The organism is Mycobacterium asiaticum DSM 44297 (assembly GCF_000613245.1).
GTDB lineage: Bacteria > Actinomycetota > Actinomycetes > Mycobacteriales > Mycobacteriaceae > Mycobacterium > Mycobacterium asiaticum.
Map to the genome: position 1 here is coordinate 126,960 of NZ_HG964939.1, position 21,344 is coordinate 148,303.

The 21,344-nt window shown below is 61.3% G+C and carries 8 protein-coding genes and 2 pseudogenes; 8 read left to right on the forward strand and 2 right to left on the reverse strand.

What is annotated here, in order from left to right; translation table 11 throughout:
• Positions 1–1,007: 1,007 nt before the first annotated feature.
• The 8 genes from dpdE to dpdD are packed head-to-tail and all read left to right on the forward strand — an operon-like array spanning position 1,008 to position 18,328.
• On the forward strand, positions 1,008–4,091 hold the full coding sequence (gene dpdE / locus BN972_RS24605; protein ID WP_142277080.1) for a protein DpdE: 3,084 nt from the start codon (positions 1,008–1,010) through the stop codon (positions 4,089–4,091).
• The gene (gene dpdF, locus BN972_RS27880; RefSeq protein ID WP_051545794.1) at positions 4,091–6,613 is read left to right on the forward strand and encodes a protein DpdF; all 2,523 of its coding nucleotides are present in this window, start codon (positions 4,091–4,093) and stop codon (positions 6,611–6,613) included. Before dpdE ends, dpdF begins: the two co-directional genes overlap by 1 nt.
• Before the next feature lie 2 nt (positions 6,614–6,615).
• Positions 6,616–7,494 (forward strand): hypothetical protein, encoded by an 879-nt coding sequence (locus tag BN972_RS24615; protein WP_142277079.1) that lies wholly within the window; start codon positions 6,616–6,618, stop codon positions 7,492–7,494.
• On the forward strand, positions 7,491–10,589 hold the full coding sequence (locus BN972_RS24620; protein WP_036364221.1) for an ATP-binding protein: 3,099 nt from the start codon (positions 7,491–7,493) through the stop codon (positions 10,587–10,589). Before BN972_RS24615 ends, BN972_RS24620 begins: the two co-directional genes overlap by 4 nt.
• Positions 10,590–10,592: 3 nt before the next feature.
• Positions 10,593–11,294 (forward strand): hypothetical protein, encoded by a 702-nt coding sequence (locus tag BN972_RS28560; RefSeq protein ID WP_080697174.1) that lies wholly within the window; start codon positions 10,593–10,595, stop codon positions 11,292–11,294.
• Positions 11,287–15,651, forward strand: coding sequence for a protein DpdJ (dpdJ, locus tag BN972_RS24630; protein ID WP_080697176.1), 4,365 nt, complete (start codon positions 11,287–11,289; stop codon positions 15,649–15,651). The genes BN972_RS28560 and dpdJ overlap by 8 nt, the downstream gene beginning before the upstream one ends.
• Positions 15,648–16,178 (forward strand): phospholipase D-like domain-containing protein DpdK, encoded by a 531-nt coding sequence (gene dpdK / locus BN972_RS24635; protein WP_142277078.1) that lies wholly within the window; start codon positions 15,648–15,650, stop codon positions 16,176–16,178. Before dpdJ ends, dpdK begins: the two co-directional genes overlap by 4 nt.
• A gap of 14 nt (positions 16,179–16,192) precedes the next feature.
• Positions 16,193–18,328: a protein DpdD gene (dpdD, locus tag BN972_RS27885; protein ID WP_051545795.1), complete on the forward strand. Its 2,136-nt coding sequence runs from the start codon at positions 16,193–16,195 to the stop codon at positions 18,326–18,328.
• Between the two features lie 220 nt (positions 18,329–18,548).
• On the opposite strand, the pseudogene istB reads toward dpdD, so the two are convergent.
• Both istB and istA read right to left on the reverse strand, forming a co-directional pair.
• A pseudogene (gene istB, locus BN972_RS24645) lies at positions 18,549–19,354 on the reverse strand (IS21-like element helper ATPase IstB).
• Positions 19,351–20,867, reverse strand: a pseudogene (gene istA, locus BN972_RS24650) (IS21 family transposase). Before istA ends, istB begins: the two co-directional pseudogenes overlap by 4 nt.
• Positions 20,868–21,344 lie beyond the last annotated feature (477 nt).

Genomic DNA, 21,344 nt, shown 5'->3' on the forward strand with positions numbered 1-21,344 from the left:
ATCAGATACGAGTGTCTCCAAACGGGGGATTTGGAAGCATGTTTTCCCGTGCAACGCTGATCGCCGCAGCCAGCGCCTTGGCAGGTCCGGTGATGCGCGGACTGGGACCGAACCGCGCGCACGGCCATCCGAATCCATGCGACCCCGGCTACTGCGGGGCGCGCGAGGACGCCCTAGACCCCGCCCCCTACGACAGTTGGGCACCACGGCCAATAATTCTCCGGAAGCCGAGTTTCTGCGTTGGAGCACTTCGACGCCCCCAGTTCGGAGGACATGACACTACCGAGGATCGGCCGGCGCTCCTCCAACATGCTTCGTGGCGGCATCTCCGTCAACTACATCCTTCCCGACAGTGCCCACCAACTGCCTACGAGCACCAGGCGGACCGACCAAGTAATCGCGATGGCCAACATTTGCCCCAAATGCGCGTAGGCGTCAACTGCACAGACGACTTCAGGCCCTACCACTGGAGATGGCCGAATTGAGACCTTGGAGCTTAAAGCCACAGCAAACCCGCGAGTGGGAGCTACGCGAATGAATTATCGGCTCTACGAGTCCTCGGGCTGTGTGGCCGAGTGTCCAGCGTTCGCTGGCTTGGACGATTTCGATGCTCTGCGACTGTGGGCGGTGGAACACAACGACTGGAAGGGCATACGCCAGGGTGCCGTGATCGCGTCCGACGCAAGCTGCTTCTGGTATGTACGTCGGGACGGCTCAGTCCGCGAAGTCAGCAATGTACGCAGACAAACCGGAGGATGTTCCCAAGTAGAAAAGCTCGCACCGAGGCTAGACGCCAGCCGTCCCTTTACGCCCGAGACCGGCGCGCACCTTGGCTATTAATCTCCGCCTCCCAAGAGGTCGCGACACAAGCCAATCCGTGTGTGGGCAATCGGTTAATTGCGTCTTAAGAGCTATCGGAAAGGTCGGGATATGAAGTGGGAGAAGGGAATACAACCGGCATCAACGAAGCAGCGTGCTCTCCCAGAAATGTCGGCGGGTGATGTCGGGTGACAGGACCGCTGAGGCCCGCCTCGCGCTACGTCGGACGATGGCTGCGCGCCAAATCACACCCCGAGCTTGGCCTCGGGTTCTGCAAAGGCGTGCGAGACGGTGAACTGGTGTTCTCGTACGTAGACGTGCCAGACGTGGCCGAGCATGAAGTGCTCGTGTCGCGAGACGAGGTCGTCGAGTTGCAGATCCCCATTGGAACCCGTGTCTGGGTCCGCGGAACGCCGTATGGCTGGCAGGCAGGCGTGATTGAAGGCATTTTGGTGGCGAACCGGTGTCGCGTTTCACTCGTTGGACTCGCTAGGCGACTCCCGCTGTATCAAGACCAGTTCAAGGTGCGGTGGTCGCGGCCACTGGACAATCCGGCACTTGCGATTGCTCATGGTTTGGCCGAAGCGCCGATGTACTATCAGGCACGCTCTGCGCTGCTTTCGGAACTTGTACTGCAGCATCAGGTTTGCCGGGGGTTAACGGCCGCTATCTCGGCGCCGATCAATCTGTTTCAGCATCAAATCGATACCGCAGCACGGGTGCTGGCCGATCCAGTGATGCGGTATCTACTTGCGGACGAGGTCGGGCTTGGGAAGACGATCGAGGCCGGAATCATCATCCGCCAATTGTTGATCGACGACCCCATGGCGCACATCTTGGTGCTTTGCCCGGAGACCTTGGAAGGTCAGTGGATCTCCGAACTCCGTAGCCGCCTTGGGCTTGGTGAAGCGCTGCAGGGCCCTCAGCTCACAGTGGCGCCGCATTCGTCTGTGCACACGCTCGCCGATCGGTGGGAGAACGGATTGCTGCACTACGACCTGATCGTAATCGACGAGGCCCATAACCTGCTGCGGCATGTTGAGACAGACTCGCAGTTCGAACAGCAGTTAGGCGAGGTCGACGGTCTGTTGGCGCTGTCGGCCACGCCGATGCGTGGAGACCTTGAGACATTCCGTCGACTCCTTGCGCTCGTAGATCCCGTCGCCTTCCGCGAGACGACGTCGGATACGTTTCGGATCCAACTTAATGAACGTGAGCGCAGCGCAGCCGACGTTCAGGTTCTTTGCACGCGCCGAGCCAGTCTAAGGCAGAAGACCGCCGTTTTGGACAGCGTGCAGGCTGACTTTCCCGACGACGCCAACATCACGGCGCTGGTCAAGGCTTGTCGTGACTCCGGCAACCCACAAGATTCGGCGTGGATAGACCTGGCCGACTACGTGCGTGAGGTTTACCGACTCAGCCGAAGGATGATCCGTCATCGCCGAATCAGTGAATTGACCGACGCTTATTCAGTTGCGGGGCGTGTCGCGACCTTTATCGAGTTAGCCGACCCTGCGCGTGAGGTTATCGACGATTTCCTGGAGTCCTATCGTCGCCGTCTCAACGGTATCGATTCTGCAGAAGTCTTCGCGATGGCCGTTGCACACGGACTTGCCGGGCCGGTTGCCATGCGTAAGTACCTTCAACATCCGGCGTCGGAGGACGATCGCGTCTTGTTTGAAATGACCATTGCTCGTCTGGAAGACGCCGGCATCGACCATCGCTTGAGGAGAGCGGTCGACGTCGTGCGGGCACAGCTTCGGCGACGCCACCATATCGTCGTGGCATCGGCCTTCCCGAACGTCCTTGAGCAATTTGAGGAGATGCTCAGCAAAGTCGTCGACGAGCACGTGGTTCATTGTCACTACAGTTCGATGACTCCTGAGGAACGAGATGACGCCATCGAAGATTTCTTCGGCGGGATTCACCGCGGTGGAATTCTGCTGGCGGACTCGTCAATAGACGAAGGACGCAACCTTCAGGAGGCCGAAGTACTCGTCAACTTGGACCTTCCACTGGACGTCAATCAGTTGGAGCAGCGTATCGGTCGACTCGACCGGTACGCAGTACGGCCGACTCCTGCGGAGGTCGTGGTCTTCGCTGAGCCCACCAGCGAGTGGGTATCAGCCCACATCAATCTCCTCCGCGCAGGCATCGGAGTCTTCGACACCTCGGTTTCGACCGTGCAGCGATTGCTATCAACTGTTTTGGACGAAATCCTCACGCACCTCATACACAAGGGTGTGGAGGCCTTGCAGATCGACGTCGCGAGCCTTCGCGAAGAGTTGGAGGGCGAACGCAACGACATCGACCTCTTGGAGGAACTGGAGTCGGTCGAGGCAGCGACCGTCTTCACCGGAGGCGCGTTCGACGACCTGCTTGCATACGAAGCGAACACCGACAACTTGCGCTTCGCTGTTCGAAGGCTCACAACGGGTATCGGTTCGCTTGACTTGAATCCCGTAGAGTCCTATGACGGCGTGCTCCGATTTGGCAACGCACGGAACATCGGCCTATCCGCCGACGAAGTACTAGCCCTTCAGCGACTTCTCTCGCCAAAGGCATACGATCGTGCCGCCACTGTCACACGTTCGGGTGTAGCGCCGTTCCGAATTGGCGATCCACTAGTGGATTGGCTTCAGAACTACATGGTGACCGACGAGAGGGGACGCGCCTCAGCAGTCGTGCGGCCAGCGCCGGGCCTTGCGGCGCCTTCTCTTTGGCTGCACTGCGAGTTCCTCGTCGAGTTCGATGCGGAGCAGTCAGTGGTGCCTGAGGGGCCGAGTAGACGCCGACTCTTCCGGCGCGGTGAGAATCATCTTCAGCCCTTGCGACTGGAGACTTGGACAGATGCGTCAGGTCCGGCCCCGAACGACCTTGTCGACGAGTGGCTGAACCTTCCGTACGACGCTCGACGGGATGGGTTTCTGCGCGGGAAGTTTTGGGGACCCGTACTCGAGGCGTTGCCAGCATGGACACATCTCTGTCACGAGAGCGCAGGCGCAGCCTGGGAAGAGGCTCGGGGGTCCGCGAGGCTCGCTTCCGCTATCAGCAACGCACTGGAAAGCGCGGAGCAAGATACCGATCGACGACTCGCGATTCTTGAGGCGCGGGCTTTGCGTTTAAGCACGGCAGCGGAGCGGAGAGCAGCCCAAGACGAACTTCGACTGGAGCGCGCCACAGCTCAGGCGCTGGCCGCCGGCATCCGGAATCCTGTCGTGCGCATGGTGACCTGCTTCGCTTGTGTCTTGTGGCCCGAAGAGAATTTCTGATGTCCGCCGAGGAAGCTTTGATCGAGTTCTTGCGGAAAGGCGTTGCGCAGGCGTCGTTCGATAACGACCTACACAATCGACTGGTTGGTGCCCTCGTCGACTCTTCTGCGAGCGGCCTCGACACGGCCGTACTTCTTCGCCAACTGCTTCGACAATGGTCCCTGCGTGACGGTCGCGACGTTCCCGTCGAACTCGCGGAGGTGTTCGCCGCCTCTATCCGCAAGGTGTCGGGTATTGCCGGACTGCGCGAACGGCCTGACGGCATGTGGATCGCTGATCCGTGGCACCCAAAGTGGCTCTCAGTCGATGGCGGCATCCCAGATGGTGCGGCGATGGCAGGGATCGACGTAGGCGCCCGCTTTCACGCGGAGCCTGTACACACTGATCCGTTCTTCACACAGAGCACCGGATTCGACACGTACAGGACCCCTGGCCAGCGAGCCGCCTGCCGAGCGGTGATGACGGCGCCCGAGGGATCGACAGTGATATGCATGCTGCCTACCGGCTCGGGAAAGACCGAGATCGCCCTCTGCCTAGCCGACAGGGCCAAGTACGCCCTGACGGTGATAGTCGTGCCGACAGTGGCATTGGCCTATGACTTCGAGCGCCGCTTTCGCGATCACTTCGCACGCCGAAACCGAAGGATCGATCGCGAGTCGCTCAACTTCGCGTGGACGGCCAGCACAGGCAAGGACGTGAGGGACAAACTCACGCGGTCGGTCGCAGATGGCCGACAACCGCTGCTGGTGACTTCTCCTGAGTCGATGACACGAGCACTGAGGCACACGCTTCTCGATGCCGCCTCGATCGGCCGCTTGCAGGGCTTCGTTGTTGACGAGGCTCACTTGGTCACCCAGTGGGGACGCAGTTTCAGGCCTGAGTTCCGGACGCTCGCTGACCTTAGAAGAGACCTTTTAGAGCAGGCCGCGGACGGTGGCCACGATCGGGCAATCACGCTTCTTCTCAGCGGAACCCTGGGCACCGCAGAGATCGAGGACCTTACGTCGCTCTTCGGGCAACCTGGCCCGTGCAGCCCGATTGTGGCGAACGCGCTGCGAAGCGAACCAGACTTCTGGATTGCTCATGCACCCGACAGGTACGAGCGAGACACCTGGGTCCGCGACACGCTAGCGCACTGCGCACGGCCGGCTGTTCTGTACGTGACGCGACCGGAGTCGGCCGATCAGTGGCTAACCGAACTGCGCAGTGCGGGCTACTCGCGGGTCGCGATGGTGACTGGGAACACTAGCGCGACGCAGCGTGCCGCCGTGCTCGAGGGAATTCGCGCGAGAGCCCACGTCGGCGGATCGTTAGACCTCGTTGTTGCAACTTCGGCATTCGGCCTCGGCATTGATTACGCGCACATTCGATCGGTCATTCATGCCTGCCTTCCGGAAACGGTCGATCGTTGGTATCAGGAACTCGGCCGCGGCGGACGCGATGGTGACACGTGCGCCGCGTTCCTCCTGACGGGACCGGGCGACCATGAGGAGGCTGCCAGCCTTGGGGTTAAGGTCCTCACGCCCGAAACCGCGAAGAAGCGGTGGGACGACTTGTGGCACTACCGGAAATCGGCACATGGGCGCAATTTCGTCGACCTTGAAGGATCTCGAGGGGTCGGCCGAGGTGACTTCAACCGCCGGTGGAATGCGCAGTTGATCCAGGGTCTCATCGAGTTGGGCGAGTTAAAGCGAGAGCAGTTCGATGTCGAAGACCTCAAAGAGCTTTTGCACGACGATGGGGTTGAAGTCACCGACTGGACCCCGGTGACCCGCGTCGCGGCCGGCTTGGGAGTCCCAACTTTCTGGGAGGAAGTCTGGCGTCCATGGCAACAGCGAGAATCGAGTCGGTCCTACGAGTCGCTAAACCGGATTCGAGACGTTTCACGTCTGACCCTTGGAGCTTGCACTGGCATCGCCGCGGCGTATGCACCCAGCCAGGAGTTGCGGGAGAAGTGGGGGCGTCGGCTGCAATTCATGGAACCCCAGGGCCGATGTGGCAGATGTCCGGATTGCCGACGAAATCGAGTGCCTTTGAAAGACGACCCTGCACCTTCGCCTGAGCAGGTCTGGGGAGTCACAACTCGGGATCTCTCGCAACTGGGATCGTTCGTGACTGCGGCCCGTGGAGTCAATGGTCTCGCCCTCCTTAGCTATCAATCCGACGAGGGCGGCCTCGCCTCGCGGCTTGCCGCCGGACTTGTCAGGCTCGGTGTCCGGCACCTCGGTGGGCTGCACAATGTACTCCCGAACCCGCCAGGAGAGGTGACCTTCTATGACGACTCGCCGCTTTCGCCGATTGACCTGACGCCGACGTCGAGCTTCTCCTACTTCTCGCAGAATCACACGATTCCACGTCGATGGCTCACGCGCCGTGCCCGCCCACGGCTCACCGAGGACGGTTCCGAGGTGTTCGACATCCTCCTAGTACCCGCGAAGACAAGAATTGGCGATCGCACGGTGGGGAGGGACCTTCCCGTGATGGCCGCCGCGACAGCTGTCGAACTGCTTGAGAGGAGTTGATCGTGCACTATCTACGCGGGAACGCGCCTGCCAGCGCAGTGGGCTTGTACGTAATCTGCCGCTATCTCAGTGGAATCGAAGGCGGACGATCTAGAGAAGATCTCCGGCGATCACTTCAGATCCTCCGCTCCTCCGACACGTCACAGCCGGACGCGAGCGCGCTGTTCGAGGCTTCACTGGCGGTCGGTGAGGCTGTCGGCGTGATCGCGCGAGACGAGACGTCATCGACCTGGATCGCAGACACGGATATCGCGGAGGGGTTGCAGGCCGGCGATGGAGACCTTTGGCCATGGTTTCGAGGTGAACTGCTGCATCGGATGATGCACCACGCACTGGTCAATCTGGAGAAGGACGGCGAGGTGCCTGATCTGGTCCTCGCGTTGACATGGTTCCTTCAACTCAGCCCGCTGAGCCCCCTCAAACTGGACTGGGGCGCGGGCCCGGAACCGCTGATTCAAGCGCTGGGTTTTGACGCCGTGCAAAACAGCACGCAGTGGCGTGCCTTTCAGCGATGGGCGCTTTCCTTGGGCTTGGCGCGCCGATCCGATCAAGTCAGCGCGAAGGTGCTGATCCCCGACGCCAGCACCGCGATCGCCGATCAGGTCCCCCATCTTCCCACCGCAGGCAGCGCCCGCGATTGGCTGTCTGTGTTGCAGGACCGACTTCCCGTGCTCGGCTCGCCAATTCTTCTCGCGGAACTCCCGAGAGGTGGCGACGCCTGGTCGGGTTTGCCGCCAGGAGTGATCATCGGCCTGTTGAAACTGGAGAAAGCGGAGGTTCTGCTGCTGGAAGCATCCGATGACGCCGCGGAGATCGTCGCCCTGGGCCTCGGAGTGTCCACCCGCCAGGTTGGCCGGATCTCGTTAAGGAGCAAGTCGTGAACGACAACTCGATGGCGGCGTTTCGGTGTTGGAGCGCCGGCGGCATCGCGCAGACCGTGTTCTCAGACATCGGAGCGCTCGCGGGAGATGCAGACGCTTTGTTCTTGGCAGCTCACACCCCAATGGAACTGGAGCACCGGAAGGGTGCGGAACTCGGCCTGGGAAGCTCGGGAGAAGCCCTGGTTCTGGAGGCGCTCATGAGCCGGATCGGTGACCTTGAACGCAACACTCTCGTCGCCGTCACCGGTGGTTCGGGGAGCGGCAAAAGCCACGTGGTGCGGTGGGTGCGCGCACACTTGCCACCCGATGACCCGAGGTTCAAGGTTCTGTACGTACCTCGGGCGGTTCAGACCCTACGCGAACTTCTACGAAAAATTTTCGAGGGGCTGCCAGGCGTCGAGGGTGTCGAACTGAGAAATCGTGTCGACTCGGCGTTGTCCAGCGTCAAGCCGGGCGAACTGCAGGCTCGCCTGGTCTCGGAGATGAAGATCGCTCTCAACTGGACACTCGACGATCGTGCTTCCTACGAAGGTGAGACAACCGACGAAGCTGCTACCCGGGAGGACCGCAACAGCCTGCTCGGAACGCGCGGAGAGGACGGAGGCCGACGCGACGGGTTGGCTGAGCTGCTCGATCTGCCTGCCTTCAAGGAGTCGTTGCTTCGTCCGGAAGGCCCACTTGGCCAGCTCGTGCAGTCCTACTTCACTGAGACATCTCGACGCGATGACAACAACGAGATCTTCACCCGCGATGACATACCGCTTCGTGCGCGGGGAATTCTTACCGAGCTTCGTGGACGCCGCGACCTGCAGGAACTCTGGCAAATCATCACCGGGAACCCGCAGGACGCCATCGATTTGCTCGAAGAGGCGTTGCGAGCTGCCCTGCCCAAGGCGGTAGGACTTCGAGGGGCCGGCGGCGAGACGCTCGACTCGCTTTTTCGCGTCTCACGCGAAAAGCTCAGGGCGCAACGGCAGGAACTATTGCTTATCTTCGAAGACCTTGCGCAGTTCGGTCTCGTTGAAGGCGAACTCTACGACCAATTCGTGACCCCACCGGGTGACGAGTTGGCACCTCTTCGAGTGATCTTCGCCATAACAGATGGTCCTTACGCGCGGTTAGAGCGCACCGTTCGCACGCGAATCGAACACGAGTTTCACGTCGGTGGTTCCGCCCTCGCTCAGCCACCAGAGTTCGTCGGCCGCTACCTTAACCTCGTGCGCGTCGGCAGGGAGGAGACACAACGACTTTGGAAGCCAAACGCCAAGCGCCACAATGATTCCCAGTGGATGCGCAATGCCTGTGACACGCGCGAGGAAGGCCAGCCTTGTCGTTACCGGGACACGTGCCACGCGGCGTTCGGCGCTGTGTCAATCGATGGTCTCGGTAACGTTGGCCTCTACCCCTACAACAAAGAAGCTCTCCGGCGTGCCATTGCCAGTACCGACGAGGGTGCCATTGTGCGAACCGGTGAGTCGGCGACCCCGCGGGACGTCCTCGACGAGTGTTTCTCAACCATCCTCGCCGAGGCCGACGTGCACATCGAGAAGCGGGACTATCCCCATGAGCGCACAAGAGAGCAGTTCGACTTCAAGGTTCGCATGGCGAAAGACGCGCTTCTGTCGAGTAATCCGTCATCCGATCCCGAGCGCACCTATCGTGCTCTAGTCATCTGGGGCGACGAATCGCCTTTGCCGGCAGGTGTTCTCGAAGCGTTCTCTCTGGATGCGGCCTCCGCGCAACCGACGGGTCGATCACTTCCTGTCACCACGCCAACGGCTGGGGCGCTTCCGGTCACTTCTCCGGCAGGCCAACGACAGGCAGAGCTCGAGAATCGGCTCCAATCGTTATTTCAGTGGCAGGTCGGTAGCGAACTTCCTGAGGCCGAGGTGAGTCTGCTGCGCTCGACACTGTGCGGCCTTACCATCGACCGCCTTCAGCTCGATCAGTTGTGTGTCCACATTTATAGCGGTCGTGGAAAGGTAATGTTGGACAACCTGTTCAACATGACGTCCTTCGCGATCGAGGGGGCGCGCGGCCGGCAGGCTGGTGCCCAATCGGTTCAATTCAAGCTCACGCGCAGCGCTGAGGACATGAGGGTCATGGCCGCGGCACGGTGGTTCCGCGACCATGGGCATTTCGATCCTGCTCAAGGGAAGTGGCAATGGCCCGAGGGTTACGACCCGGGGCAGTTGATGGTCGAGTTGGAGACTCGCCTTGATGAGTGGGCCGCCGTAGTTCGAGATCGCTTCCTCGATATGACCGGCGGAAGTCGACTCGCGCGACAGGCAATCGGTGTCCGCGCGATCGCGTTAGCAGCGTCAGGCCGGAGCTTAGCTGGCCTCCAGACGACCTCCGCTGTTCTGGCGGCTCCGACCGAAACCCGGCTTGCACCGAGTAGCGCTTGGCAAAACGTAGACGAAATCGCGTCGCGCATCATCAGCACCCTTCGGGTGGACGAGTTCGTCGGCGAGTTCGCCGCGGTGCGCCAGGGCGAAGGAGGGCGTCCACAAATCGTCGATCCTCGCGAGTTGGACGAAGCGATACAGAAGTTCTTGGCAGACCCGGAGGCGAATCTCGAAGACGTTGCGAAGTCGAAGGCGGACCCGGTGCTGGCGCAGGCAGCCCGCCAACTTCTAGACGCCTTGTCATCTACAGCCGCCGCGGAGGCTGAGTCTGCGGCGAGCGCCGCTGAAACGGTTATGAAGTTGCTCGAGGGGAAGTCCCCCGAACTCGTCGGTACGGCGGCGTTCGCTGTCGGCGACTCGGCCAAGGACGCCGGCTTCTTCCGGCCCGCGGAACAGTGGGCGAACTTTCGGGGCAATGTCGAGTTATTGTCCGAATCGAGTCAGGCCTACCGAGCGACCCCCCGTAACGGTGACATCGCGGAGGTGCTGCGCAGTCAGCGTGCAATGCGCGAAACTACCCAGCTGGCAAAAGCTTTGATGTCGGTCAGGCAAGCTATGGAACTCACTCTGAAAGAGTGTCAGCGATCTGGAATCGCCGTTGACGATGTGTCGTCTCTGCGGAGCACCGTGAGGGCGCAGGTCGAAGAGTTGACGCAACTAGTGAAGTCACTCGGACCGGAGGGCTAGCTCATGACAGTGGAGAGTTCGAAGGTGTCTTGGATCGCTGACACAGAGGACGCCCTCAACCTTGCGAAGAACGCGACTGAAGCACAGAGGCAGATCGCGGTTCTAGATGATGCCAGTTCAAACCTTGCCGCACTGCTCACCGACTTCCAAGAACTCGCGGCAGGCGCATCGGTTCTGCGTTCATTGGGTTGGGAAGGGCAGGTTCCCAACCCCGACCTTGTGAGCGATCTTCAGCAGGCCGCGAAAACTCTGGGTCCTCGCCCCCTCACCAACTCGGTGAACGGACTGGAGCGTTTCAGGTCGAGAGCCAAAAGTGCCTTAATCGAGTGCTGGCACCGGCATGCTGTCGAGCGATTGGGAGATGTGGCAGAGTTGCGCGTCCTAGCCGAAACCCTAAGCGAGGTGGAGGGAGTCACTGATCTGTCGCAGCAGCTGGAGGCAGTTCTGGGAGAGCTGGCGCGCATCCAGAGCGATGTTCCTACCAGGCGATCGGCACAACTTCTCGAGAAGGCAGAATCGGCTCTTCACCAATTGGAGGAGTCATTCCAGCCGGAATCGGTGCGAGGCTTCCTGTCGGCAGTCGCTCACGGAGGTGCGTCACTAGAATTGTTGAACCAGAACGTGATTGATTGGCTAGTTTCGCACAGCGCACTTCGAAGCTTCAAAATCGTTGCTGGTTCGCCAGCGGACACTGCTCATGTCTGAGGCTCTTCAGCAGGCATTGACTGCAGTCGAACTTCGTGAATCTCAACTTCTGTCGTGGGGTGCCGTCGGAGCGGAATGGCAGCATGATGAACTGGTTGATGCACTCAGCGCCCACGGTAACGGCGGAAGCTTGCTCGACGAAATGCTCGAACTGGGCCTTATCGTAAAGACCCCCGCCGGCGGGTACCGATCGAGAAGCGCTGAGACTGTCCGGCTCTTTGCGACACTGCGGCAGGCGTTCCGGCGTGAGGCGGTACTCCAGGGAAGACCGCTCGTGTTGGACTATCGCTTCCTTCAACGCCCAAGACGTCGCCCTCGCAGGAATGTGCCGGCCACTGAGGTGGAGGCATCCGTTCGTTCTTTCCTGGGACCCCGCGGTCAGGCAGCACTGCATGCGCTGACCCCATCGTCCGTGTCTGCATTCCAATTGAAGTCTACCGAGCGCGTCTTGGGAGGGTTAGGCACGACTGACGCAGCCGGCGTTGTGGTGACCGCCGGGACCGGTAGCGGAAAGACTCTCGCGTTCTACATGCCGATGCTGGCGTGGATCTGCGACCAAGGTGAACAGGCGACCGGCGTACTCGCTCTTGCCCTGTACCCGCGCAACGAACTACTGAAGGATCAACTGCGCGCCCTTGTGTCCTACGCTCTCCGACTCAACGGTGTTGGCGGGCAAGTCGCCCCAATTTCCCTCGCTACTTGGTTCGGCGCCACCCCTCCATCCGCAAAGCTCGTGCGCGACGGGAAATCGGGCTCTTGGCAGAGGACGGCGAGCGGATACATATGTCCCTTCATGCAGTGCCCAGATGGTGATTGTGACAGCGAACTCATCTGGCCGCACAGCGATTTGAGAAACGCCACCGAACTCCTTCGGTGTACGAAGTGTGGAACTGAGATCCCTGGCAGCGTCCTGCGTCTAACGCGCGAGTCTGCGCGAACCAGTCCGGCTAGGATCATGCTCAGCACAACGGAGTCGCTGAACCGTCAACTTTCCTCGCCAGGTAACTTGCGTGCGTTTGGCGTTGTCAGCAACGGGCTTCGCGCTGTCCTGCTCGACGAGGTGCATACATATGAAGGCACCACCGGAGCGCAGAATGCTTACCTTCTACGGCGGTTGCGCAAGGCTCTCGGATATGAGCCGCTCTGGGCAGGGCTGTCGGCGACATTGACTGATGCGGGCGAGTTCTTCGCTCGATTCGTAGACCTCGATGCGGGACGCGTGACGGTTGTGGAACCGGATCCGTCTGATCTGGAAGAGTCGGGCGCCGAATACCTTGTGGCCCTTCGCCACAATCCGCACGGAAACACTGGTACGCTCTCGACCACCATTCAGACAGCCATGGTTCTCTCGCGCTCCTTGGATCCAATGAATGGCAACGTCTTCAACCCTCCAGTTGATTCGGGCGGGATTTTCGGCAGTCGTCTTTTCGCTTTCACAGACAAACTTGACAGCACCAACCGCCTCTACTGGGACCTGTTGGACGCGGAGGGCTGGGCTTGGCCAGGCAGTCCCAAACGGGGAGTAAATCCGCTGACGTTGGCTCATCTCCGATCTAGGGAACAGTGCCGGTTGCCGGCAGCGCAACGCGAGGATCCATTACTGCGCGACGCTGAGGGCCAGTATTGGTGGCTGGCCGAGGACTTGGGTCACGAATTAGACGGCGATGTTCAGGAGCGAATCGGCCGCACCAGTTCGCAAGACACGGGCGTTGCGGCAGATGCAGACATCGTAGTCGCGACCGCGAGTCTCGAGGTGGGATTCGACGATGACCGTGTGGGCGCGGTCCTACAGCACAAGGCGCCGCATGATGCCGCTCAGTTCCTGCAGCGGAAGGGCCGTGCCGGACGTAACCCGGCGACACGCCCTTGGACGGTCGTCGTACTCACTGACTGGGGTCGCGACCGCGAGGCATGGGACGCCTACGACGTCCTCTTCAGCCCTGTCGTGCCGCCGCGTTCTCTCCCACTAGACAACCTCTACGTCGTGCGGATTCAGGCGGTTTACAGCCTGCTCGACTGGCTGGCGCGTGAACTGAGCTACGGTACAGAGACGACATGGGGAGACGCGGCCGGACCTGCGGATCTACTGTCCAAACATCCTGAGTGGGTGGCGAAATATGAAGCGCGACAAGCCAAGATCGCGGAGATTCTTACCGCACTATTGCGCGACGGCGCCGAGCGCGCCTCCCTCGTGCGTCATCTCCGAAAGAGTCTGTCGTTGGGTAGTGGCCTAGCATCCGACGTGACGATCGACAAATTGCTGTGGGAGGCACCGCGGCCTCTTCTCGGGGCGGTGGTGCCGACGCTACGTCGGCGCCTTCGCGACCAATGGAAAGGTGAAAGGCCAGCCAACGATGACGCGGGGGTACGCACGCGAACGCCACTGCGCGACTTCGTTCCGGGCAACCTTTTCGACGAACTTCTCGTCCCCGATGTCGAGTTCCAAATCCCATGGGCGCGAAACGAGACACATGTTGAGCACTTACCCGCGCTTCAGGCAATTCAAGAATTCCTGCCGGGCAGCGTTTCACGGCGCTTCGGCGTGTGGGCAACGAACAAGCGCCACTGGATACCGCTGCCAGACACAGTTGACATTGACGGCGCACACCTTGTCGACGTATCCGCATTCCGAGGCGTACCGATCGATGATGTAGTGACGGAGGACGGAATCGCGCGTGTGTTCGTCCCGACCCTTGTAGCGCTGCAGTCGGTTCCCGTCGAGGTCGGCGACGCCTCGGCCATGCGAGCAGATTGGGTCTTCAATGCCGCACCACTCGGGGCCGGGACGAGGCTCCCCACCGCTGGGGCTGTCTCGAGCATGTTCGAGGAGTTGACCGCGCACCTTCACAGTCAGGGCGGGGGCGTGCGTATCGTCCGATTCGCCTGCGCGGCCCGAGGCGTTTTGTGGTCAAACGGCCAGTCGAACTCGAAACGCGTTCGCTTCCAAGTACGCAACGGCGAGGTATGCGAGCAGGCGGCACTCGGGGTGGAAATCTACGCCGACGCGCTTCAAGGACGTGTCGCTCTGCCTCCCTTGTATGGTGATCCACGGCCAAGCGAGCGCAGAGAGTGGTTGCGCGAACTGATTTACGACGACCGAGGGTTCCCCCAGGACCTTTCGATCTTCGACCGGCGCGGACTTGCTGACTGTACTGAGGTTTTCGCAGCTTTGTGGGACTGGGACACAGGAGATCCCGATTCTCGCCAATTCACGAACGGCATCACCCGCGCCGCCACCCTTCTGGATCTACACGACCCGGCTCACCCGAACACCCTCTCGGCCTGGATCGGCGACAACGACGTACTGGCGTCACTTCGCCTTCATCTGCTCTCTGCCCGAGCAAGTGAACGCTCCCCGGAATGGCTCGAGTCGCTCAATAGGCGACTTACGATGTCCGCCGCGGAGGCCCTTCTCGCAGCCCTGGGGCACGTCGATGCCGACGATCTGGTGATCGACCTCGATCCTCACGTGCCCGGGGAGTTCTACATTGCGGAGCAGTCGCCGGGTGGGACAGGTCAAATCGAAGCGCTCGCTGTCGATTTGATCGAAACCCCGGAACGATTGCCTATGGCCATCGCAGATGTTCTGCGGCCCAACGATATGGAACTGCTCGATGACCAGCTACGATCAGTCATCAGTTCTGGCGACGCGGGAGTGCGAGCTGCCATCGCGGGCCTGGCCGGCAGTTGGACTTCAGGACACCACGCAGTTGCAGATGCGACTGCAGACCTGGACACGGCACTCGAGGCCGCAGGGCTGGTCGTCGACCACGCCGCGAAGACCGCGCTTTCGACACGTCTGGCTGGTCCCGGGGCGCTACCGGACTTCTGTCAAGAGGTTCAGCAATGGCTCTTCGTACGCGACACAGCCGAGCGGTCCTGTGGTCTGGAGGTGGTGCCCAGCACGCTTGCGGCTCTTCTGGCGGAACGCACTGATGCCGACACCTATTTGCACCTAGGTGCGCCGACCGCGCAGAAGAGGTCCCGCGCAATCGCGAATGTGCTGTGGCCTTGGGGCCAGTCGGCTAGGTCGAGTGGATTTTTTAATCCGTATGTTGATCGTGTCGACAGATCGATCGAGTTGCTGCGACAGCACTGGCGTGCGCCGATCGAGATCTTCGAGTTCACGGATTGGGATGACGACCGCCGGTCAGAGGTACATGATCTGCTACGCGGAAGCGGAGAAGTTCTCATGAGGGTGTCGGTCGAAGCCAAAAGAATTCTGAGGACGGCACTGGTTGACGTTCAGACTATCCCGGTGGAGGTCGGTCCGCTCTGGTGCTTTCCCGAAGTACTTGGCGTGCACGACCGAGGCGTCTTTGTAAACGCCAGACTGGTACTGAGGGAGACGTGGTGAATCGCGTTATCCGCAAGTCGCAGAACACAAGCGCGAGCGAGGCCGCCGAGCTTCTGGCCGGCCTGTTCAGTGCGGAACTCTGTTACCCCAGCAAGTGCTTATGGCTGGTCTCTCCCTGGATCTCTGATGTCGAACTGCTAGACAACGCTGCGGGTGGCTTCGACGCGTTGGCTCCCTTCGGAAAACGGCAGATCCGCCTCGCCGAGGTCTTGGTCACGCTCGCCGCCAAGGGCGCGCACGTCGTTGTGGGAACGACCACGGACGCGCACAATGTACGATTCCTGCAGCGGCTGCAGATGCTGGCCGAGGATCTGCGCGTCGACGACAAGTTGACGGTCTCCATCGACGCCTCGGACAACCTCCATACTAAGGCGCTTACCGGTGACGACTTCGCCCTGGCCGGGAGTATGAACATTACTTTCAACGGGATTCAAGTCAGGGAAGAGTTCATTGATCTGCGGACTGACGAGCAATTCGTGGCCCAAGCCCGTATGGACGCGTACGACCGATTTGGCGGCGTACTTTGAAGATTGATACGGCAGTGCCCGAGTTGATCGGTGACCTTACTCGGTTCGGCGCGCGCGCCGATCGGGTTGAGGGCCTTATTGAATCGCAGATCGCGCGATATCGACCAGGCTCAAGCGATTGGCTCGTCTTGCCCTGGACCGATGGGTTCTATCTTTTCAGTGAAGACAGCGAGGGGCAGCGGCGAGGACGAGAAATCGTTGTGGCCTTCCTCGGTCCAAACGTGGTTTCCCTCGAGACAGTCATAGATGCACGGCTCCAGAGCGAGCTGCCGCCAGCATGGAAGGCGACCGGTCTTCTTCGTGCGTCGTACCTACGACGAGTTGAGCCCGGACAGGCCAGTGCTGACGACATGTTGTCAAGGCTCGAGGACATGGTCGCCACGATTGGCGGGCGGTCATGGCACACACTGCTGATAAAACCGACCCACAGCGACTTGCTTCGCGACTTCCGGTTAGCGCTACTTCGCAAGGACGACGAGTCAGCCGGTAGTCTCCTCGACGAGATTCGTTTGAACGGCCATCTGAGTGCGGAAAATCTCAGATACCTACGAATTGAGTACCTCGGCGCTCTTGGGCGATGGACCGAAATTCGTGCGCTGCCTCACTTGAATACCCTGCTCCAGGTCCGTCGTCCCCGGATTGTCTCGGAGACGCTACTGCAGATGGTGTGGTGGACCGAGTTGGCTTCCCCTGGAAACCAAAGCGTACAAGTGGCGTTCAAGGATCGTGGTGTCTTGGAGACATTCGGCCCACTTCTGAGATGCGTGCTCGTTCCGTCCACACAGGAAGGGCGGCTTGTCGGATTCCTAACTGCTCTGGCGGACAATGACGTCGAACGTCAGGCGGCGATTCTTGAGCGCGTCGACGATTCCGACGAGCAAACGAGACTTCGCCAGCTAATCTCCGAACCGCCGACCGTGCCGTCTGACGCGTCCGTCGATCGCCTAGCCGTGCCAACTATGGACCCGATCGTTGCCGCGTTCAAAGCGGGGCACTTCTCGGAGGTCATAGGGCGCTTCCTAGCAGAACCGTCCGCCGAGTATGCCGACCTGGCTGTGCAGGCGGTCCTCGAGTCCGGCGCTACCGACAACGCTGTGCGCGTCCTGAACCGGGTGCGGGAATTCGATGTTCGCGGGGAACTGTCCCTTAATAGGCGCGCGCGACGAGACTTCGAGGACTTGGAGCGTATCGCTAATGATGCTTGCGCCGGATGGGTTGAGTGGTCAGCGCGCCTGGCCGGAGACATCAGGTGGGCGGACGCCAGCGCGGTCGCCCGTGATAACGCTAACTCCTGGAAACGAATTAGTGAACTTGAGTCCCGGCAAGTTGCCGAGGTGTGCGATGGCCTTCTTGAGGCCGTTGGAGGGACGAACGCTGATCAACTTCGGGCCAGTCTCGACGTTCTGTGCAACGAGGCTGCGTATCAGCTTGCACGCGGTTCTGCCAATGACTTCTGCCAAGTCGTCCTCGTCCTGTTGTCGGAGCAGGACAACTTCAGTGAAATGGTTCGCACCGCCTACCTAGACCTTTTCGCCGCCTGGCTTGAGGTCGGTCCCCCAGTCGCTGAGTACGGCGAGGTACTGGAGCAGTCGGCGGGCATTTGGAAGAGGATCGCTTCGCCCATGGGAGTCAATTGGGCAATCGGCGTTCTCGAGGCGGCGACCGATTCGCCGTGTCCGGACGAGGCGAAGCGCACTGCGTTCGCAGTTCAACTGATCGACGGTGCTCGCCAGTATTACCCACGGGCGAGCCTTCGCGAGCGTGTCGAGATTGAGGGACTAGCCGTACAACTGGGATTCCCTGTGCGGCAAGTCATTGCACAGCAGACCGAACGGGATGTGTGGTCGCAACTGAACGGCAAGTTGCTAGGTATCTACTCGCTCATGCCTCGCGCCAAGGCGCTCCTTGAAAGCCGTCTTGCGCAACTCTGCTCTGTGGGGGAGGTCAGAGGAAATGAAGACAAAGTTGCCACGCCGGCGCTCCGTGCGCTGGCAGAAAGGGCCGACTACCTCATCGTCGACACCTGGCATGCTGCACATCAGGCGACAGCAGCGATAGATGAAGTTCGACCTCGGGATGCACAGATCTTCCCGAGCCAGCGCGGAGTCACCGGATTTCTTAGGGCATTGGAGAACCGACTCGGCGGCTAGCGATCCTGGTGCCCTATAGTCCACGCTTTCGCTCCGAGCCTTGAATTTGGGTTGAGGATGGCGACTGTCAAGTTCCGCAGGGTGCGGGCAGTTTGGGCGGGCACGACGTGCGACGTGTGGACGGTATCAACACAGCGTTACGTGCCGTCGGTTGTGTCAATGGCCAGGAAGAAGTATCCGGTGGTGGCCAGATGAAAGTATCCACCCCGTGGGTTGGTTCCTAGGTTGGCTTGGCGGTGTCCTTTCGGTGTTGGGCTTCCTTCATTCGGTAGGAGTCGCCGTGGGTGATGACGACGGTGGCGTGGTGCAGTAGGCGGTCGAGGATGCTGACGGCGGTGGTCTGTTCGGGGAGGAATCGGCCCCATTCTTGGAACGGCCAGTGCGATCCGATGGCCAGCGAGCGGCGTTCGTAGGCGCCGCAGACGAGCCGGAACAACAGCTGGGTGGCGGTGTCGTCGAGTGGGGCGAAGCCCAGTTCGTCGAGGACGATCAGGTCGGCCCGCAGTAGGGATTCGAGGATCTTGCCGACGGTGTTGTCGGCCAGGCCGCGGTAGAGGGTCTCGACGAGGTCGGCGGCGGTGAAGTAGCGGACCTTGTGCCCGGCGTGGATTGCCGCGATCCCCAGACCGATGAGGGTGTCAGACTTGCCGGTGCCGGCGGGACCGATCATCGCCAGGTTCTGTTGTCCGCGAATCCATTCCAGATTCGACAGATGGTCGAACACCTTCGGTGGGATCGAGGAGGCGGCCACGTCGAAGGACTCCAGGGTCTTGGTCACAGGGAATCCGGCGGTCTTGAGTCGGTTGATGACGTTAGACGCGTCGCGGGCGGGGCCAGCTCAGTTTCGATGAGGGTGCGCAGGACTTCCTCGGGGGTCCAGCGTTGAGCCTTAGCGGTGATGAGGACCTCGGGTGCGGTGCGCCGCACGGCGGCCAGTTTTAACCGGCGCAGCCCGGCATCCAGGTCAGCGGCCAGTGGTGGGACCGACGGTGGGGCAACGGGTTTGGTGGTCACCGGTGGTGTCATGGTGTCGCCTCGTCGTCGATGACCAGGGTGATCGTATAGGCGTCCAGGGAGCGGGTCGGGGCGACCGGCAGGTCCAGGATGAGCGCGTTGCCGGCCGGGCGTGGTTGTGGTGTTCCGGTGCCGGCGGCCAGGATGGAGCGCACATCGGCGGCGCGGAACCGCCGAAACGCCACCGCCCGGTGCAGTGCGGCGATCAAGGCGTCGGTGCCGTGGGCGGCGCCCAACGCGAGCAGGACCTCCAACTCCGACCCGAGTCGGGTGTTGCCGATCGCGGCGGCGCCGACCAGGAACGCCTCGGCGTCCTCGCCGAGCTCGCAGAATTGTTTCTCAATGCTGGTTTGGGGCGGAGCCCACGGCTGGGCGCGGCCCGAGGCCCGTCGTAGTGAGCGTCGAGGACCGATGCACTACCGGGGGCAACCAGTTCGTGTTCGGCCACGATCATGCCCGTCGAGGGTTCGACCAGGCAGACCGCGCCGTGATCGAGCACCACGGCGACGGTTGCGCCGATCAGTCGGGTCGGTACCGAGTAGCGGGCAGAGCCGTATCGAACACAGGAGAGCCGATCGACCTTGCGCAGCACTGAAGGCGCCCCGATCTGTAGCCGCAGCGACGGCAGTGGTTGCAGCAGTTCGCGTTCGGCGATTAACCGCTCATCGGGGATGGTCGCGATCTCGGTATGTAGCGCGGCGTTGACCTCAGCGCACCACGCTGCAGCACTGGCATTGGCCGAGCGGATGTCGAGCGCCTGGCCCTCGAGCGCGGCTTGGGTCAGCAGCGGCCCGGCCAGGTCGCGTTGGGCGTAGCCGCACAGATTCTCCACGATGCCCTTGGATTGCGGGTCGTGGGCGTGGCAGAAGTCCGGGGCAAAGCCGTAGTGGCCGGCCAGTCGCACGTAGTCCGGGGTCGGGACCACGACGTTAGCCACCACCCCACCCTTGAGGCAGCCCATCCGATCAGCCAGCACCCGTGCTGGGACTCCGCCGATCGCGGTCGGGGTTTCGGCGATCAACGCCAGGGTCGTCGAGGCCCTCTGATCGGTGGCGAACCGCACGAACCGCCACCGCGAGAACGCCAGCACCGCACAGAACAGGAACAATCCCGGTGCGGCCTGGGCCCAGTCGATGACCAGATACTCACCCGGTGACCACACCGCTGGGCGACGACCGGAATGATTCTGGCTGCGCCACAACGCTTTCGCGTCAGCGACCAGGCGCCGGAAGTTACGCCCGGAACCCTCGTACCCGGCGGCGCGGGCGATTGGCAACAGCCGCTTGGCTGAGATCCGCGCGTGCGACTTCTCGACGCGTTCAGCGACCAGATCGGCCACCACGTCGTAGTTGTGGGAACGTTGCGCCCGAGGCCGCGCCGGCGCGCCGGCTTGGTCGGCTTCGAACTTGTCCACGACCTTCTTGACGGTCCTGTGGGTGGTGCCGCATTGATCAGCGGCGACTCGGTAAGACCCGAGTTGTTGATAGGCAGAAATGATGTCCATGCGGTCCTTCGCAGACTTCAATGGAACTCCCCGGTGGTGGCGGCAATTGGTTGGCGCCTTCACCGTCGCCATCGGGGCCCGCAGTTCCTGATCGACACGACGAACACGGGTGGATACTTTTATCTGGCCAAAAGCGGATACCTCTACTTGGCCACCAGCGGCTACTTTTTCATGGCCACGGACACGGTTGTCCAGGCCATTAGGAAGCTGCCACCGAATGTCCGCGAGTGGAAACCGAAAGCGAAGGTCTGGGTTATTAAGGATGCCCACGCCCGACTGTTAGCGAAACAATTGGTTGAGATGGGTCACGAGTTGAGCACCCTTCAATCGTTACGGGGTGTTCCCCTCCACGTCACCCCCGCCGAGGACAGCTGAATCGCGTAGCTACCTCGGTTCCACCAGCGCAGACGGGATGAGCTAACGGCCTCGAAGGCGAGTCGCTGGCGCGGGTCAGGCCTTTGGACTTGACCCAGTGAGCCAGCTTAGGTTTGCCACCGA

What these genes read in the sequence shown, in the direction of transcription:
- BN972_RS28560 (WP_080697174.1), top strand. Translation starts at nt 10,593, where the DNA reads ATGACAGTGGAGAGTTCGAAGGTGTCTTGGATCGCTGACACAGAGGAC.
- dpdJ (WP_080697176.1), top strand. Translation starts at nt 11,287, where the DNA reads ATGTCTGAGGCTCTTCAGCAGGCATTGACTGCAGTCGAACTTCGTGAA.
- dpdF (WP_051545794.1), top strand. Translation starts at nt 4,091, where the DNA reads ATGTCCGCCGAGGAAGCTTTGATCGAGTTCTTGCGGAAAGGCGTTGCG.